This window comes from Kitasatospora sp. NPDC058032, from assembly GCF_042885845.1.
Classification (GTDB): Bacteria; Actinomycetota; Actinomycetes; order Streptomycetales; family Streptomycetaceae; genus Kitasatospora.
This window is the reverse complement of sequence record NZ_JBHVRK010000047.1, coordinates 1-17,466: the sequence shown is the minus strand read 5'-3', so window position 1 is coordinate 17,466 and position 17,466 is coordinate 1. Positions and strand designations below refer to the sequence as shown.

Annotated in this window: 15 protein-coding genes; 6 read left to right on the top strand and 9 right to left on the bottom strand. The window is 73.3% G+C overall.

Annotation, left to right across the window (positions count from 1 at the left end; genetic code table 11):
- Positions 1-13 precede the first annotated feature (13 nt).
- The gene (locus ACFVUH_RS36445; protein ID WP_387917871.1) at positions 14-778 is read left to right on the top strand and encodes a metallophosphoesterase; all 765 of its coding nucleotides are present in this window, start codon (positions 14-16) and stop codon (positions 776-778) included.
- On the opposite strand, the gene ACFVUH_RS36440 is transcribed toward ACFVUH_RS36445, so the two are convergent.
- Entirely contained in the window at positions 754-1,221 is a 468-nt protein-coding gene (locus tag ACFVUH_RS36440; protein ID WP_387917870.1) for a hypothetical protein, read from the bottom strand. The genes ACFVUH_RS36445 and ACFVUH_RS36440 overlap by 25 nt on opposite strands.
- Before the next feature lie 216 nt (positions 1,222-1,437).
- Positions 1,438-2,133 (bottom strand): FCD domain-containing protein, encoded by a 696-nt coding sequence (locus tag ACFVUH_RS36435; RefSeq protein ID WP_355369751.1) that lies wholly within the window; start codon positions 2,131-2,133, stop codon positions 1,438-1,440.
- A gap of 155 nt (positions 2,134-2,288) precedes the next feature.
- On the opposite strand from ACFVUH_RS36435, the gene ACFVUH_RS36430 reads away from it, so the two are divergent.
- Both ACFVUH_RS36430 and ACFVUH_RS36425 read left to right on the top strand, forming a co-directional pair.
- Positions 2,289-2,843: a gluconokinase gene (locus ACFVUH_RS36430; RefSeq protein ID WP_355369749.1), complete on the top strand. Its 555-nt coding sequence runs from the start codon at positions 2,289-2,291 to the stop codon at positions 2,841-2,843.
- Positions 2,840-4,240, top strand: a complete 1,401-nt coding sequence (locus ACFVUH_RS36425) for a GntP family permease (RefSeq protein WP_387917868.1) — start codon at positions 2,840-2,842, stop codon at positions 4,238-4,240. The genes ACFVUH_RS36430 and ACFVUH_RS36425 overlap by 4 nt, the downstream gene beginning before the upstream one ends.
- Positions 4,241-4,436: 196 nt before the next feature.
- On the opposite strand, the gene ACFVUH_RS36420 is transcribed toward ACFVUH_RS36425, so the two are convergent.
- From ACFVUH_RS36420 to mmuM, 5 genes are all read right to left on the bottom strand, one after another.
- Positions 4,437-6,032, bottom strand: a complete 1,596-nt coding sequence (locus ACFVUH_RS36420) for an FAD-dependent oxidoreductase (RefSeq protein WP_387917866.1) — start codon at positions 6,030-6,032, stop codon at positions 4,437-4,439.
- 149 nt (positions 6,033-6,181) lie between these two features.
- Positions 6,182-7,702 (bottom strand): glycerol kinase GlpK, encoded by a 1,521-nt coding sequence (gene glpK, locus ACFVUH_RS36415; protein ID WP_355369743.1) that lies wholly within the window; start codon positions 7,700-7,702, stop codon positions 6,182-6,184.
- A gap of 92 nt (positions 7,703-7,794) precedes the next feature.
- Complete coding sequence (locus ACFVUH_RS36410) at positions 7,795-8,532, bottom strand: MIP/aquaporin family protein (RefSeq protein ID WP_387917864.1); 738 nt, start codon at positions 8,530-8,532, stop codon at positions 7,795-7,797.
- A gap of 308 nt (positions 8,533-8,840) precedes the next feature.
- Positions 8,841-9,605, bottom strand: a complete 765-nt coding sequence (locus tag ACFVUH_RS36405) for an IclR family transcriptional regulator (RefSeq protein ID WP_355369739.1) — start codon at positions 9,603-9,605, stop codon at positions 8,841-8,843.
- Positions 9,606-9,747: 142 nt separating this feature from the next.
- Positions 9,748-10,746 (bottom strand): homocysteine S-methyltransferase, encoded by a 999-nt coding sequence (gene mmuM / locus ACFVUH_RS36400; RefSeq protein ID WP_387917862.1) that lies wholly within the window; start codon positions 10,744-10,746, stop codon positions 9,748-9,750.
- Between the two features lie 167 nt (positions 10,747-10,913).
- Here mmuM and ACFVUH_RS36395 point away from each other — a divergent pair, with 167 nt between their 5' ends.
- From ACFVUH_RS36395 to ACFVUH_RS36385, 3 genes are all read left to right on the top strand, one after another.
- Positions 10,914-11,825: an NUDIX domain-containing protein gene (locus ACFVUH_RS36395; protein WP_387917860.1), complete on the top strand. Its 912-nt coding sequence runs from the start codon at positions 10,914-10,916 to the stop codon at positions 11,823-11,825.
- A 79-nt stretch (positions 11,826-11,904) separates the two neighbouring features.
- Positions 11,905-12,453 carry an NUDIX domain-containing protein gene (locus tag ACFVUH_RS36390; protein WP_387917859.1) on the top strand — a complete coding sequence of 183 codons (549 nt, stop codon included), beginning with the start codon at positions 11,905-11,907 and terminating at the stop codon, positions 12,451-12,453.
- 57 nt (positions 12,454-12,510) lie between these two features.
- Positions 12,511-14,628: an acetoacetate--CoA ligase gene (locus ACFVUH_RS36385; RefSeq protein ID WP_387917857.1), complete on the top strand. Its 2,118-nt coding sequence runs from the start codon at positions 12,511-12,513 to the stop codon at positions 14,626-14,628.
- A 113-nt stretch (positions 14,629-14,741) separates the two neighbouring features.
- Here ACFVUH_RS36385 and ptsP read toward each other — a convergent pair whose 3' ends face one another.
- On the bottom strand, positions 14,742-16,412 hold the full coding sequence (gene ptsP, locus ACFVUH_RS36380) for a phosphoenolpyruvate--protein phosphotransferase (protein WP_387917855.1): 1,671 nt from the start codon (positions 16,410-16,412) through the stop codon (positions 14,742-14,744).
- Positions 16,413-16,517: 105 nt separating this feature from the next.
- Complete coding sequence (locus ACFVUH_RS36375) at positions 16,518-16,967, bottom strand: PTS glucose transporter subunit IIA (RefSeq protein ID WP_355369727.1); 450 nt, start codon at positions 16,965-16,967, stop codon at positions 16,518-16,520.
- Positions 16,968-17,466: the final 499 nt, after the last annotated feature.

The window sequence follows — 17,466 nt, the reverse complement described above, 5'->3', positions numbered from 1 at the left end:
CTAGCGTGGGGGCATGCTGACGATCGCTCACTTCAGTGACATCCACCTGGGCCAGGACCACCGAGGCGACGCGGGGGAGCGCGCCCGGCGGCGGGCCGAGCAGGTGGTGGCGTACGTCGACGCGCTGCCCGGCCCGCTGGACGCCGTGCTGGTCACCGGAGACCTCGCCGACCACGGGCTGGCCGCCGAGTACCGGGAGGTCGCCGAGGTGCTGACCTCCCGGCACCCGGTGCTGATCTGCCCGGGGAACCACGACGCCCGCGAGCCCTACCGGGAGGTGCTGCTCGGCGAGGCGCCGTCCGGCGGCCCGGTCAACCGGCTGCACGCGCTGCCCGGGGTGGACGTGCTGATGCTCGACTCCTCGATCCCCGGCCGGCACGACGGCCTGCTGGACGACGCCACGCTCGGCTGGCTGGACGGCGAACTCGCTTCCGGGCGGACCGAGGTGCCCGCCCTGGTGGCCTTCCACCACCCGCCGGTCACCCTGCACCTGCCGTACGTGGACCCGATCCGGCAGTTCGGCGAGGACCGGCTGGCCGAGGTGCTGGAGCGCCACCCCCGCGTGCGGGCGCTGCTCTGCGGTCACGCGCACACCGCGGCGGCCACCGTCTTCGCGGGGCTGCCGGTCCTGGTCGCGCCGGGCGTGGCCTCCACCGTGACGCTGCCCTGCGAGGGCGGCGCGGGCATCGCCTTCGACCAGCCGCCGATGCTCGCCTTCCACCTGCTGGACGACGACGGCCGGCCGACCACCCACTACCGGGTGGTCAGCCCCGCCTGACGCGGCGCCGGGCCGCCCGGGTACGGCGGCCCGGCCGGGGGCTGGTGGGGCGGTTGCGCTTGCGGCTGGCGGGGGCGCTGCGGGTGCTGCTGGTACGGCGGGTACGGCTGCTGCTGGGGCCGCGGTTGCGGAGGGCGCGGCGGCGACTGCTGCGGGTTCCCCGCCGGGGCGCGGCTGCCGGCCATCGGCGAGGCGGAGTTCGGCGCGCGCATCCGCTGGGCGGCGACCTGGCGGGAGATCAGGATCTCCAGCAGGCACCACATCGTTCCGAACACCCCGACCCCCATCGCCATCAGGGCCGGCGTCATCAACCAGCTGTCGGCGTACGAGGACAGCGTCGCCACCACGACGCCCACCATGGTGAAGGACAGGCAGAGCACCGCTCGGACGACGGCCCTGCGGACCTCGTCGGGAAGACGGCGGCGACGGCGGGCGGTTGGCATCGGGCGACCCCCAGGCGCGGACGGGCGGCGGACACGAGCGCGGCGGGCGCCGAGTCTACGCCCCCTGCGCTCCACTCTGCCCTGTCGTACCCGGACCATGCGCGCGAATCCCCCGAACCGACATCAAATCGTTCGATCCGGCCCGGAAGGTGTCGAACAGTCCATCGGATCCCGGGCTGCCCCGTGGGCCGAGTCGCCCGCCGAACGAGCCACCCGTCAGTCGAGCTGCTCGTTCAGCTCGGCCAGCGCGCCCTCGACGATGGTCCGCATCGCCCGCTCCGCCTGCTCGGCGTCCCCCGCGCAGACCGCCTCGGCGACCTCGCGGTGCAGCCGGATCGCGTACGGCTCCGGCTGATGGGGCATCAGATGGTACTCGGTCCGGCCGGTCAGCACCGCACCGACGGTCTCCCGGAGGTGGGCGAACATCTCGTTGCGCGAGGCCTGCAGCACGATGGCGTGGAAGTCGATGTCGTGCTGGAGGAAGGCGGGCAGGTCGGCGGCGCGCGCGGTCATCGTCAACTCGACCGCCAGCGCGCTGAGGCGGCGCCGTTCGTCGTCGGTGGCGTGCCGGGCCGCGAGCGCCGCCGCGGCCGGCTCCACGGCGAGCCGCAGTGAGCCGAGCGAGCGCAGCTGGGCGGGCCGGTCGGCGCCGGCCAGCCGCCAGCGGATCACCAGCGGATCGAAGACGTCCCAGTCCGCCTTGGGCTGCACGGTGATGCCGACCCGGCGGCGGGAGGCCACCAGGTGCATCCCCTCCAGGATCCGGACCGCCTCGCGGACCACCGTCCGGGAGACCCCGAACCGTTCCTCCAGCTCCTCGGCGCGCAGCACCGCGCCCTCGGCGAGCTCCCCGGACGCGATGGCCGGCCCCAGTTCGGCGAGCAGTCGGCCGGGCAGCCCCTGGATCTCCATCCCGCCAGCCTAGACCTCGGCCGTCCGCCCGGTGCCGCCGCCCCCGGCCGTCGAACCGGCGGGATTAAAAGTATGACGATTTGGTTTCTGCTACTTGAATACGTCATATCTTTGAGGCGATAGTGGCGGCCAGGCAACGAAGGAGCACCACCCACATGGCTCTCAGCGTCGAGAACCACGACACCCCCAGTGCGCCCCTCACCATCGTGGTGATGGGCGTCTCCGGTGTCGGCAAGACCACCCTGGCCCGCCTGCTGGCCGACCGCCTCGGGCTCCCCTTCGCCGAGGCGGACGACTTCCACCCGCCCGCCAACATCGCCAAGATGTCGGCCGGCATCCCGCTGGATGACCAGGACCGCGAACCCTGGCTGCGCGCCATCGGCGCCTGGCTGAAGGAGCGCACCGAGGCCGGCACCGGCGGCGTGGTCACCTGCTCGGCGCTCAAGCACGGCTACCGCGACCTGCTGCGCGCGGCCTGCCCGGACGCCTGGTTCCTGCACCTGAGCGGCCGGACCGAGCTGGTCGAGGACCGGCTCTCCCACCGCACCGGCCACTTCATGCCGCCGGCGCTGCTCGGCTCCCAGTACGCCGCCCTGGAACCCCTCGGCCCGGACGAGCGCGGCGCCGTCCTGGACGTCGGGCCGACCCCCGAAGAACTCGTCGAGAAGGCCGTCGCCCTGCTGCGGCCCGTCAATGGAGACCTCGCGTGACCCCGTCCCCCACCCTCGCGGTGCTCGCGGCCGCCCCACCGGCCCTCCCGCACACCAGCAGCGACAGCCAGCTGCTGATCGCGGTGCTGCTCAGCATCGGCGCCATCGTGCTGCTGATCACCAAGCTGAAGCTGCACCCGTTCCTGGCCCTGACCCTCGGCTCCGGCCTGCTGGCCGCCGTCGCGGGCGCGCCGTTCGACAAGCTGCTCACCAGCTTCTCCACCGGCTTCGGCTCCACCGTGGCCGGCGTCGGCCTGCTGATCGGCCTGGGCGCGATGCTCGGCAAGCTGCTCGCCGACTCCGGCGGCGCGAACATCATCGCCGACACCGTGCTCTCCCGCTCCGGGCCCAAGGCGCTGCCCTGGGCGATGGCGCTGATCGCCGCCGTGCTCGGCCTGCCGCTGTTCTTCGAGGTCGGCGTGGTGCTGCTGATCCCGATCGTGCTGCTGGTGGCCCGCCGTGGCAACGTCCCGCTGATGCGGATCGGCATCCCCGCGCTGGCCGGCCTGTCCGTGCTGCACGGCCTGGTGCCCCCGCACCCCGGTCCGCTGGTCGCCGTCGACGCGCTCAAGGCCGACCTGGGCATCACCCTGGCGCTCGGCCTGCTGATCGCCGTCCCGACGCTGATCATCGCCGGTCCGCTGTTCGCCCGCGTCGCCGAGCGCTGGGTCGGCCCGCTGGAGATCCCGCAGGCCGCCACCCCGGTGGAGACGGCCGAGCGCGAGCACACCCCGTCCTTCGGCGCCGTGCTGGCGACCATCCTGCTGCCGGTCGTGCTGATGCTCGGCAAGGCGCTGGCGGACGTCGTGATCGACGACCCCAAGGCGCTGCCGCAGCGGGTCCTCGACTTCGTCGGCTCCCCGCTGATCGCCCTGCTCGCGGCGACCCTGCTCGGCATGGTGACCCTGGGCAAGGCCGCCGGCTTCGACAGGGCCCGGGTCTCCGACACCGTCGGCAAGTCGCTCGGCCCGATCGCCGGCATCGTCTTCATCGTCGGCGCCGGCGGCGGCTTCAAGCAGACCCTGATCGACGTGGGCGTCGGCAACGCGGTCAGCGAGTGGTCGTCCAAGTGGCACATCTCGGCGCTGCTGCTCGGCTGGCTGATCGCGGTGCTGATCCGCCTCGCCACCGGCTCGGCGACGGTCGCCACCATCACCGCGGCCGGCATCGTGGCCCCGCTGGCGGCGGACATGTCCTCCACCCACGCGGCCCTGCTGGTGCTGGCCATCGGTGCCGGCTCGCTGTTCCTGTCGCACGTCAACGACGCCGGCTTCTGGCTGGTGAAGGAGTACTTCGGGATGAGCGTCGGCCAGACGCTGAAGTCCTGGTCGGCGATGGAGACGGTGATCTCGGTGGTCGCGATCGCCCTGATCATGCCGCTCAGCCTGGTCATCTAGCGGGTCGTCCCGCAGCACGCCGAACGGGCGGGCGCTCCCTCGTGGAGCGCCCGCCCGTTCGTTCGTGTCGTCCTGGGACCGTTTCCGCAGGTCGGCGGACATGCCGACGGGCGGGCACCCCCAGCCCAGGGGTGCCCGCCCGTCGAGTCCGGTGCGTGTCGGCGCCTACGTGGCTCCACGCTTCGCGAGGCTGTGCCTACTTGGTTCCACGCTTCGCGAGGAAGGCCTCGACCTCGGCACGGACCTCCGGGGTGTCCAGGCCGCGGACGGTCATCGTGGTGCGGCGGCGCAGCACGTCGTCCGCCGTGTACGCCCACTCGTGGTCGGCCGCGTAGGCGACCTGCGCCCAGACGTCCGGGCCGTCCTCGTGGATCGGCCGGCCGAGCTCCGGGTTCTCGTCGATCATCCGGGCGATGTCGAAGGACAGCGTGCCGTAGTGGCCGGCCAGGTGCTTGGCGACCAGCGGCTCCATCCGCGAGCCGGGCTCACGGTCGATCAGCAGGCGGTGCGCCACGGCGTTCGGCGCGCCGACGCCCGGCAGCGGCACGGTCGGGGCGATCGGGGAGATGTCCTCGCCGAGCGAGGTGCCGGGCACGTGGGCCAGCTTCTCCAGCACGGTGCGGCCGATGTGGCGGTAGGTGGTCCACTTGCCGCCGGCGACCGACAGCATGCCGCCCTTGCCCTCGGTGACGACCGTCTCGCGCTTGGCGGCGGCGGTGTCGCCCGGGCCGCCGGGCAGCACCCGCAGACCGGCGAAGGTGTAGGTGATCAGGTCGCGGTCGAGGTGCTCGTCGCGGATCGCGTGCCCGGCCTCGCCGAGGATCTGGTCGACGTCCGCCTCGGTGGCCCGGACGTCCTTCGGGTCGCCGGTGTACTCCTCGTCGGTGGTGCCGAGCAGGACGTGGTCCTCCCACGGGATGGCGAAGGAGACGCGGTACTTGTCGATCGGGATGGTCAGCGCGGCACGCCACGGGGAGCGGCGCTTGACCACCACGTGGGCGCCCTTGGACAGCCGGATCGACGGCGCGGCGCCGGCGTCCTCCATCCGGCGCAGGTGGTCGACCCAGGGGCCGGTGGCGTTGAGCACCAGGCGGGCGTCCACGCCGAACTCGGTGCCGTCCATGCGGTCCTTGAGCTCGGCGCCGGTGACCCGCCCGCCGGTGAAGCGCAGGCCGGTGACCTCGGCGTGGTTGAGCACGACCGCGCCGGCCTCGACGGCGGCGCGCACGGTCATCACCGCGACGCGCGAGTCGTTCATCTGGTGGTCGCCGTAGACGGCCACCGAGCGCAGGCCCTCGGTGCGCAGCGCGGGCACCTGCTGGGCGGCGTGCGCGGCGGTGGAGACCCGGCCCATGCCGTCGCGGAAGGCGGAGAGCGCCGAGTACAGGAACACGCCGGCGCCGAGCTTGGGCGCGCTGTGCGGGCCGCCCTTGTAGACCGGCACGAAGAAGGTCAGCGGGTTGACCAGGTGCGGGGCGACGTCGGTGGAGAGCGCGCGGCGCTCCTTGTGGTTCTCGGCGACCAGCTTGACCGCGCCGGTCTGCAGGTAGCGCAGACCGCCGTGGACGAGCTTCGAGGAGGCGCTGGAGGTGGCGCCGGCGAAGTCGCCGGCGTCGACCATGGCGACCTTCAGACCGGCCTGGGACGCGGTCCAGGCGACGGCGGTGCCGAGGATGCCGCCCCCGATCACCAGCAGGTCGTAGGTGGCCTTGCCGAGCAGTTCGCGGGTCTCGGCGCGGGAGGCGGTGCGGCCGGCGGTCAGCTCGGCGCCCAGGGTCGGAATGGTTGCCATGGTGTGTGTACGGCGCGCGGGTCGGGCGGCGCCGTTACTCCTCTCGGTGTGCGTACGGCCCCTGCGGAGAGGCCGGTCGGCCCGGTGCGGCGGGCCGGTGTGAAACGGGAGCGGGCCGGCCGGGGCAGGCGCCCCGACCGGCGTCGCGATCAGTTGGTCTCTTCCTCCTCCACCCAGCCCATGGTGCGCTCGACGGCCTTGAGCCACTTCTTGTACTCGCGCTCCCGGGTGGCCTCGTCCATCCGCGGGGTCCACTCGGCGGCGCGGTGCCAGTTGGCCCGCAGGGTGTCGAGGTCGCTCCAGAAGCCGACCGCCAGGCCGGCCGCGTAGGCGGCGCCCAGTGCGGTGGTCTCGGCCACGTACGGGCGCTCGACCGGGGCGTCCAGGACGTCGGCGATGTTCTGCATGAGCAGGTTGTTGCTGGTCATGCCGCCGTCGACCTTGAGGGCGGTGAGCTCGACCCCGGAGTCCTTCTGCATGGCGTCGACGACCTCGCGGGTCTGCCAGGCGGTGGCCTCCAGGACGGCCCGGGCCAGGTGGCCCTTGGTGACGTACCGGGTCAGTCCGGCGATCACACCGCGGGCGTCGGAGCGCCAGTACGGGGCGAACAGGCCGGAGAAGGCCGGGACGAAGTAGGCGCCGCCGTTGTCCTCGACCGTGTTGGCCAGGGTCTCGATCTCGGCGGCGGTGGAGATGATGCCGAGCTGGTCGCGCAGCCACTGGACGAGGGAGCCGGTGACGGCGATCGAGCCCTCCAGGGCGTAGACCGGCTTCTGGTCGCCGATCCGGTAGCCGACCGTGGTCAGCAGGCCGTGGTAGGAGTTGACGACCTTCTCGCCGGTGTTGAGCAGCAGGAAGGTGCCGGTGCCGTAGGTGGACTTGGCCTCGCCCTCGTCGAAGCAGGTCTGGCCGAACAGCGCGGCCTGCTGGTCACCGAGCGCGGAGGCCACCGGCACGCCCGCCAGGTCGCCGACGGCCTCGCCGTACACCTCGGCGGAGGAGCGGATCTCCGGCAGGACGGCCATCGGCACGCCCATCGACTCGGCGATCTTCTCGTCCCACTGCAGGGTGTGCAGGTTCATCAGCATGGTGCGGCTGGCGTTGGTGACGTCCGTGACGTGCTTGCCGCCGTCGACACCGCCGGTGAGGTTCCAGATGACCCAGGTGTCCATGGTGCCGAAGAGGATGTCGCCGGCCTCGGCGCGCTCGCGCAGGCCCTCGACGTTGTCCAGCAGCCAGCGGATCTTGGGGCCGGCGAAGTAGCTGGCCAGCGGGAGGCCGGTCTCGCGGCGGAAGCGGTCCTGGCCGACGTTGCGGCCCAGCTCGCGGCAGAGCGCCTCGGTGCGGGTGTCCTGCCACACCAGCGCGTTGTGCACCGGCTCGCCGGTCTTCCGGTCCCACAGGACGGTGGTCTCGCGCTGGTTGGTGATGCCGATGGCGCGGATGTCGTCCCTGGTCAGGCCGGCCTTCTCCAGCGCGCCGCGGACGACCGACTGCACCCGGGTCCAGATCTCGGTGGCGTCGTGCTCGACGTAGCCGGGCTGGGGGAAGATCTGCCGGTGCTCCTGCTGGTCGACGGAGACGATCCGGCCGTCGGCGCCGAAGATGATGCAGCGGCTGGAGGTGGTGCCCTGGTCGATCGCGGCGATGTAGTTGCCCGTGGGGGTCATGAGGGTCCTCGGCTCGGGTCTCTGGGGGTTTGCGGGGTGGGTGGGCCTGACTCCGTGGTCAGTCCCCGTGCGCGGCGGGTTCGAACCCGGCCTCAGAACATGGCGTTGTACAGGCCGCCGGCCAGCAGGCCGCCGATGATCGGGCCGACCACCGGGACCCAGGCGTAGGACCAGTCGGAGCCGCCCTTGTTCGGGATCGGCAGCAGGGAGTGCGCGATGCGCGGGCCGAGGTCGCGGGCCGGGTTGATCGCGTAGCCGGTCGGGCCGCCCAGCGAGAGGCCGATGCCGACCACGGTGAAGGCGACCATCAGCGTGCCCGTGCCGGACTGCGAGAGCCCGTTGTTGGTGCCGATGGTGAGGATCGCGAAGCAGAGCACGAAGGTGCCGATGACCTCGGTGAGGACGTTCTGGACCGGGTTCCGGACCTCGGGCCCGGTCGAGAAGATGCCGAGCGTCGGCTCCTGGTTGGCCTGGAACTGGCCGAGGTAGGTGGCCCAGACGAGCACGGCGCCGATGATCGCGCCGAGCAGCTGGGAGCCGAGGTAGAGCGGCACCTGGCTCCACTCGCCGCTCTTCACGGCGAGCGCGATGGTGACGGCCGGGTTGAGGTGGGCGCCGGACTTCGGAGCCGACATGTAGGCGGCGATCAGGACCGCGAAGCCCCAGCCGAAGGTGATCGCCAGCCAGCCGGCGTTGAGGGCCTTCGACTTCTTGAGGGTCACGGCGGCGCAGACGCCGCCGCCGAGGAGTATCAGCGCGGCGGTGCCGAGGGTTTCGCCGACAAAAACGTCGCCGTTGGAGAACGCGGACACAAAGACTCCCTTGTCCATATGGCCCGGAGATGAGGGTGGGGGCAGGGGCCGGGCGGACCGTCGGGCGGGTGAGCGCTCTGTGGGTGCGATTCGCACGGCCATCGTTCGACAATGTCGACCGTCATGCGGAAGCTTCCTCCCCGGGTCGCCCTCTCGTCAAGGCCGGGTTACGCAGCTGTGACCCTTGGCTCGTCGCGCTGCCCCGCGCTACCGGATGGACTATCGGAATTTTGGACAAAACGGTAAGGCGCGGACGGGCATTTCGCCCGTCCGCGCCTCTGCGTGAACGTTTCGCCGGGGTTCCGGCAGGCTCCGCGGCCGGCCGCTCAGAACCGCCCGGCGCCCAGGTCCCGGGAGATCGCACGGGCCGCGCTGCGCACCGACGCGACCAGCGAGGGCTTCACGAAGCCGTCCTCGCAGACCCGCTCGACCGCGCCGCTGATGCAGACCGCGCCCACCGGGTTGCGCCGCCGGTCCTGGATCAGCGCGCCGATCGAGGCCACGCCCTCCCAGGTCTCCTCCACCGAGTCCGCCCAGCCGCGCTCGCGGATCAGCGCCGCCTCGGCGTCCACGTCCGCCGACTCGGTCAGCGTCCGCGCGGTGTACGGCTCGAACGGGCCGTCGCCCAGCTCGCCGCGCGCCACCGGGTCGTAGGCCAGCAGCACCTTGCCCAGCGCGGTGGAGTGCAGCGGCTGCATCGAGCCGACCTCCAGCACCTGCCGGGTGTCGTCCGGCCGGAACACGTGGTGCACGATCAGCACCCCACGCTGGTGCAGCACCCCCAGGTAGACGGTCTCGCCGGCCGCCCGGGCCAGGTCGTCGGCCCACACCAGGGCCCGTGCCCGCAGCTCGTGGACGTCCAGGTAGCTCTGCCCGAGCCGCAGCAGCTCGGCGCCCAGCTGGTACTTGCCGCTCTCCGGGTCCTGCTCCACGAACCCCTCCTGCTGGAGGGTGCGCAGGATGCCGTGCGCGGTGCCCTTGGCCAGGCCCAGTGCCGTCGCGACCTCCGACAGGCCCAGGCGGCGCTCGCCGCCGGCCAGCAGGCGCATGATCGCGGCGGCCCGGGAGAGCGACTGGATCGGGCCGGGCATGGGAACCTCCGCACTGACGGGGCGGTCGACATTGTCGACCGCAGTGGTGACGGCACGAGTCTGCCAGGCCGTCCCCGGTCCGTGCACCTTCCCCCTCGGTAACCCCGCCCGGGGCGGCCCCTGCACCCCCGGTGGTGGGGGATCAGTCCGGCCGTCCGGCGGCCCGGGTCGGCGCGGCCCGCGTCGCCACCCCCGCGGCCACCGCCGTCGCCACCTCCGCGGCCACCGCCCGGATCCCCGGCGGCCCGACCCGGCAGCAGCCGCCCACCAGCCGGGCCCCGTCCGCCAGCCACCCGGCCACCCGGTCCGCCGAGAAGGTCGGCTCGCCGCACCACGCCCCGGTCGCCGCGTCCCAGCCCTCGCCGCTGTTCGGATAGACCACCACCGGCTTGCCGGACACCCGCGCCGCCAGGCCCACCGCCCGGTCCGCGTCCTCGGGCGTGCAGCAGTTCACCCCCACCGCCACCACCTCGTCCACCTCCGCCGCCAGCGCGAACGCCTCCGCCAGCGGCTGCCCGGCCCGGGTCAGCCCGCCCGCCGCGCCGAACGACAGCCAGGCCGGCACCCCCAGCCCGCGCACCGCCCGCAGCAGCACCCGCGCCTCCTCGACGTCCGGCACCGTCTCCAGCGCCAGCACGTCCGGGCCGGCCGCCGCCAGCACCTCCAGCCGGGGCCGGTGGAAGGCCTCCAGCTCGGCCGCCGTCAGCCCGTACCGGCCCCGGTACTCCGACCCGTCCGCCAGCACCGCCCCGTACGGTCCGACCGACGCCGCCACCCACCGGCGCGGCCCCGACAGCCCGCGCGCCGCCTCCCGCGCCAGCTCCACGCTGCGCGCCAGCAGCCGGGCCGCCCCGGCGCGGCCGATCCCGCGCCGGGCGAAGCCGGCGAAGCTCGCCTGGTAGCTCGCGGTGATCGCGACCCGCGCGCCCGCCGCGAAGTACGCCCGGTGCGCCGCCCGGACCGCCTCCGGCGCGTCCGCCAGCAGCCGCGCCGACCACAGCGCGCCCGCCAGGTCGTACCCGCCCGCCGCCAGCTGCTCGGAGAGCCCGCCGTCCAGTACCAGCGGCCCGGCCGCCAACGCGGCGGCGAAGCCCGGTGCGGCGGGGGCGCCGGGGGAGTCCGGTGCGTCCGGTCCGTCCATCGGGGCCTCCTCGGGCGAACGTCCTGCTCACAGCCTAGGAGCCGGTGCGCGGGGGAGTGCGGGGGAGTGGCCGGAAAATGATTTGCCGCGGAGTCAACGGGTCGCTACGTTGTGCTCAATCCGAGAAGGACGCCCGACCGGCCGCACCGGGTGAGAGGAGCGCGTACATGGACACCACCGAGCAGGAATGGCTCGCCGCCTACGATCCGCGCGCCTACGCCCCGGTCGCCGTCACGGTCGACGTGGTCGCCCTCACCCTGCGCCACGGCCGCCTGCACGTCCTGCTCGTCGAGCGCGCCCTCCCGCCCTACCAGGGTCGCTGGGCGCTGCCCGGCGGCTTCCTGCGGGCCGGCGAGGAGAGCCTCGAGGAGGCCGCCGCCCGCGAGTTCGCCGAGGAGACCGGCCTGCACGGCACCGTCGGCGCCGAGGCCGCCCTCAGCCGCATCCACCTCGAACAGCTCGGCAGCTACGGCACCCCCGAGCGCGACCCGCGGATGCACGTGGTCTCCGTCGCCTACCTCGCCTTCGCCCCGGACCTGCCCGACCCGCGGGCCGGCACCGACGCGGCGCACGCCGCCTGGCACCCCGTCACCGCCCTCGACCTCCGGCCCCCGGGCCGGTCCGAGACCGCCGGTGCGCCCGCCGACACCCACGGGGGTGGCGTCGGCGGGCGCACCGGCCCCACCGAGCCCGCGGCGCCGTCCGAGCCGACCGAACCGGCGGACCTCACCCCGATCGAGCTCGCCTTCGACCACGCCCGGATACTCGCCGACGGCCTCGACCGCGCCCGCGCCAAGATCGAGTACAGCCCGCTGGCCACCGCCTTCCTCCACCACGACTTCACCATCCCCGAGCTGCGGGCCGTCTACGAGGCCGTCTGGGACGAGAAGCTCCACCCCGGCAACTTCCACCGCAAGGTGCTCTCCGTCCCCGGGTTCGTCGAGGGCACCGGCACCACCACCGACCGCGGCGGCGCCCGCGGCGGCCCCCGCGCCCGCACCTACCACGCCGGCGACGCCCGCCTGCTCCACCCCGCCCTGCTCCGCCCCACCCGCAGCGACCCCGACCCCAGTCCCTGACCCCAGTCCCTGACCGCAGTCCCGGCCCGCGATCGCCGACCGCCGCCCCTGCCCCACCCAGCCGCACTACCATCCGGCCATGACGACTTACGAGGCCGGCACGGTGCGCCACCAAGCCAACTCCCACTGCCACTTCTGCGGCACCCCCTACCCGCCCGGCACCTCCGCCTGGCCCCGGACGTGCCCCCGCTGCACCGAGATCAGCTACCGCAACCCGCTGCCCGTCGTCGTCACCCTCCTCCCGGTCACCACCGCCGACACCGCTCCGAGCCTGGTGGTGATCCGCCGCACCATCGAACCCGGCTACGGCGAACTCGCCCTCCCCGGCGGCTACATCGACTACGGCGAGAGCTGGCAGCAGGCCTGCGTGCGCGAACTGGGCGAGGAGACCGGCATCCTCGCCGAGGCCGCGGACATCACCCTGGTCGCCACCGACTCCGACACCCACGGCGGCTTCCTCTGCCTCTTCGGCCTGCTCCCCGCCCGCCCGCTCACCCTCCTCCCGCCCTCCGTCCCCACCGACGAGACCGACGGCTGGCAGCTCGCCACCCCCGAGACCCCGCTCGCCTTCCCCTTCCACACCCGTGTCTCCCGCTCCTGGTTCAACGGCGAGTTCGCCCGTCTCTGACCAGGCGACCGGGCCGCTTCCGAGCACCGGGAAGACCCTGGCGCACCGGCCGATCACATGGCAGGGTCTGCTCCAACAGCCCCCAACCGGACGCGGGCCCTGCCACAAGCACCCCCGTCCGCCCTCATCACCGGCCGGGAGACCACCACCGTGAGCACCCCACCCCAGGACCAGCCGCTCTGGCGCCCCAACCCCGCTCGTGCCGCCGGCACCGGGATCGTGGCCTTCCAGGCCTGGGCCGCCGAGCACCACGGCGCCCCGGCCGCGCCGCTCGCACCCGCCGCCGACGACGAGCAGGCCGCCGCCCGCTACGCCGCCCTGCACGCCTGGTCGGTCGAGGACCTCGACCGCTTCTGGACCGCCGTCACCCAGTGGTACGACGTCCGCTTCACCGAGGCACCCGACGCCGTCCTCGCCGACCCCGCGATGCCCGGCGCCCGCTGGTTCCCCGGCGCCCGCCTCAACTACGCCGAACACGCCCTGCGCGCCGGCGAGGACGCCGCCAAGGCCGACCGCCCCGCGATCCTCCACCTCGACGAGACCACGGACGAGCCCGTCGTCCTCACCTGGGCCGAGCTCCGCCGCCAGGTCGGCTCCCTCGCCGCCGCCCTCCGGGCACGCGGCGTGCGCCCCGGCGACCGGGTCGGCGCCTACCTGCCCAACATCCCGCAGGCCGCCGTCGCCCTCCTCGCCACCGCCGCCGTCGGCGCCGTCTGGACCAGCTGCGCCCCCGACTTCGGAGCCCGCAGCGTCCTCGACCGCCTCCAGCAGATCGAGCCCGTCGTCCTCTTCGCCGTCGACGGCTACCACTACGGCGGCAAGGACCACGACCGCACCGGGGTGGTCGCCGAACTCCGCCGCGAACTCCCCTCGCTGCGCACCGTCGTGCACGTCCCCCTGCTCGGCGGCCCCGCCCCCGAGGGAGCGCTGACCTGGGACGACCTGGTCGCCGACGACACCGAGCCGGTGTTCGAGCCGGTCCCCTTCGACCACCCGCTCTGGGTCCTCTACTCCTCCGGCACCACCGGCCTGCCCAAGGCCATCGTGCAGAGCCAGGGCGGCATCCTCGTCGAGCACCTCAAGCAGGCCGGCCTCCACCTCGACCTCGGCCCCGACGACCGCTTCCTCTGGTACACCTCCACCGGCTGGATGATGTGGAACTTCCTCATCGCCGGCCTCCTCGTCGGATCCACGATCGTCACCTACGACGGCAGCCCCGGCCATCCCGTCACCGGCGCCCTCTGGTCCGTCGCCGCCCGCACCGGCGCCACCGTCCTCGGCACCTCCGCCGCCTACGTCATCGCCAGCCGCAAGGCCGACCTGCACCCCGGCCGCGACCTCGACCTCTCCGCCGTCCGCTGCATCGGCACCACCGGCTCCCCGCTGCCGCCCGACGGCTTCCGCTGGATCTACGACGAGGTGAAGGAGGACGTCTGGCTCGCCTCCGTCAGCGGCGGCACCGACGTCTGCTCCTGCTTCGTCGGCGGCGTCCCCACCCTCCCCGTCCACCTCGGCGAGATCCAGGCCCCCTGCCTCGGCGCCGCCGTGGAGTCCTGGGACGTCAACGGCCGGCCGCTCACCGACGAGGTCGGCGAACTCGTCGTCACCAAGCCCATCCCCTCGATGCCCACCGGCTTCTGGAACGACCCCGAGGGAACGCGCTACCACGACAGCTACTTCGACATGTACCCCGGCGTCTGGCGCCACGGCGACTGGATCACCGTCACCTCCCGCGGCACCGTCGTCATCCACGGCCGCTCCGACTCCACCCTCAACCGCCAGGGCGTCCGGATGGGCTCCTCGGACATCTACGAGGTCGTCGAGCGTCTCCCCGAGATCGCCGAGTCCCTCGTCATCGGCCTCGAGGAGCCCGACGGCGGCTACTGGATGCCGCTGTTCGTCGTCCTCACCCCCGGCGCCGAACTCGACGACGACCTCATCGGCCGCATCCGCACCTCGCTGCGCACCGAACTCTCCCCGCGCCACGTGCCGGACGAGGTCATCGCCGTCCGCGGCCTGCCGCACACCCTGACCGGCAAGCGCATCGAGGTCCCGGTGAAGCGCCTGCTCTCCGGCACCCCGCTCGACCAGGCCGTCAACCCCGGCTCCGTCGACAACCTCGACCACCTGCGCTGGTTCGAGCAGCTGCGCCGCGACCGCGCCGCCGCCAAGTAGCCGCCGCCACACCGGAGGGACACACCGGAGGGGCCCTTCCACAGCCACAGTGGAAGGGCCCCTCCGGATGTTCTCCGTCTACTCCGTCTTCCCCGACGGCGGGTGTCAGGCGGTCACTCGCCCGACAGCACCTGCTGCGCCGCGGCCCGCGCCTCCTCGGCGCTGTCCGCCGCCCGCGCCGCCTCGGCGGCCCGGCGGCACTGCGCCAGCGTGTACTTGGCCAGCGCGGTCCGCACATAGGGGATCGACGCCGCGCCCATCGACAGGCTGGTGACACCGAGACCGGTCAGCACCACGGCCAGCAGCGGGTCCGCGGCGGCCTCGCCGCAGACGCCGCAGCTCTTGCCCTCGGCCTGCGCGGCCTCGGCGGCGGCCGAGATCAGGTCGAGCAGCGCCGGCTGCCAAGGGTCCTGGAGCCGGGCCAGCGCACCGACCTGCCGGTCGGCGGCGAAGGTGTACTGGGCGAGGTCGTTGGTGCCCAGGGACAGGAACTCGACCTCCTGGAGGATCGAGCGCGCCCGCAGCGCGGCCGAGGGGATCTCCACCATCGCGCCGAACTTGGCGCTCAGCCCCGCCTCGCGACACGCCGCGGCGAACTCCTTGGCGTCCTTGCGGTCGGCCACCATCGGGGCCATCACCTCAAGGTGCACCGGCAGGCCCTCGGCGGCCTTCGCCAGCGCCCGCAGCTGGGTCCGCAGCACGTCCGGGTGCTCCAGCAGGGTGCGCAGACCGCGCACGCCCAGCGCCGGGTTGGGCTCGTCGGCAGGGGTCAGGAAGTCCAGCGGCTTGTCCGCACCCGCGTCGAGAACCCGGACGACGACCCGGTTCTCCGGGAACGCCTCCAGTACCTTGCGGTACGCCTCGACCTGCTTCTCCTCGCTCGGCGCCTTCGCCGAGTCGTCCAGGAAGAGGAACTCGGTGCGGAACAGCCCGACACCCTCGGCGCCCGCCTCCAGGGCGGACGGCAGGTCGGCCGGACCGCCGATGTTGGCCAGCAGCGGCACCTTGTGCCCGTCGGAGGTCGAACCCGGGCCCGAGGAGGCGGCGAGCGCGGCCTTGCGCTCGGCGGCGACCCGGCGCAACTCCTCCCTCTTCTCCTCGCTCGGCTCGACCAGCACGTCACCGGAGCTGCCGTCCACGGCGACGACCGTGCCCTCGGCGACCTCGGTCGCCCCCGGCAGCGCGACCACGGCCGGCACGCCCATGGCCCGCGCCAGGATGGCGCTGTGGCTGGTCGGCCCGCCCTCCTCGGTCACGAAGCCGAGCACCAGCGTCGGGTCCAGCAGCGCGGTGTCGGCCGGCGCGAGGTCCCGGGCGAACAGCACGTAGGGCTCGTCGCTGTCCGGCACACCCGGCATCGGCACACCCAGCAGCCGGGCGACGATGCGGTTGCGCACATCGTCCAGGTCGGCCACCCGGCCCGCCAGGTACTCCCCGGCGGAGGCGAGCAGCGCCCGGTAGGCGGCGAACGCGTCGTAGACGCCGCGCTCGGCGCTGCTGCCGACGGCGATCCGGCGGGAGACGTCGGCCATCAGCTCCGGGTCCTGCGCCATCAGCGCCTGGGCCTCCAGCACGGCCTGCGCCTCGCCACCGGCCAGGTTGCCGCGGGCGATCAGGTCCGCGGCCACCGCCTCGACGGCCGCCTGGGCGCGGGCCTGCTCACGCGGAGCGTCCTCGGTCGGGATCTGGGTGGCCGGGGGCTCCAGCACCGCCGTCCCCATGTGCCGCACCTGGCCGATCGCGACCCCGTGGCTGACACCCACGCCGCGCAGCGTCTTCTCCATGCCTGCTCTCCGTAGACGAAGCGGCCCCGCCGGGTACCGCTGTGTGCCGGGCCGCCCCGACCGGAGCGGTGGGGCGGATGTGTCGGGTAAAGAAGAGGGGAGAGGTCAGCTCCAGCTGAACAGGGCGTCGCCGACGGCGACCTCCCCGCTCTCCAGAACCTCGCCCAGCGCGTCGGCCGAGGCCTCCAGGGCGACGATCGGGGAGATCGGCGACTTGCCGGCGGCCTCGACGGCGGCCGGGTCCCACTTGATGACGGCCTGGCCGCGGGTGACGGTGTCGCCCTTGCTGACGAGCAGTTCGAAGCCCTCGCCGTTCAGCTGAACGGTGTCGATGCCGAGGTGGGTCAGGACGCCGTGCCCGTCCGCGTCGACGACGACGAACGCGTGCGGGTGCATGGACACGACCACGCCGTCGACCGGAGCAACGGCCTCGGTCTGCTCACGCACGGGGTCGATCGCGGTGCCCGGGCCGACCATCGCACCCGAGAAGACGGGGTCCGGCACGCCGGCGAGCCCGACGACCTTGCCGGTCAGCGGCGACGTCACAGTGGTCATGGTTGAGCCTCCCAAGTGCGCAGTACAGACGAGCGGCCGCGAACGCGGCTGGGCGATCGACTGAAGCCTAAATCATGTCAACTTCGGACATCCGTTGACATTCCCGGGCGTTCGGCAGTGCCGCCGCCCTCCCCGGCCGGCCATCTTGCCGACCGCTACTGGTCTAGTCCTCTTGGCCGATGCGCCGCACTCTACAGGCATCTTGGCGAATCGGGACCATTGCTGTATATGCTCGCGAGAGCAACAAATCACGCGTCCGGCCGGGTGACGCCCGGCGTGGCTCGATTCGCGCTCCGGCCGGGGACCCGCTATGGTTGGTCGAGTCGCCGCGAGTCGGCGGTTAACACCAGATTTCGGATGCGAAAAGCGCCGGTTAAGAACCGGAAAACGGATCTGGTAAGCTCGAAACACGAAAGAACGAAGCGCCCGGAGGGCCCGCTGGAAGGCGGCTCGAAGGAAGCGTCCGTTCCTTGAGAACTCAACAGCGTGCCAAAAGTCA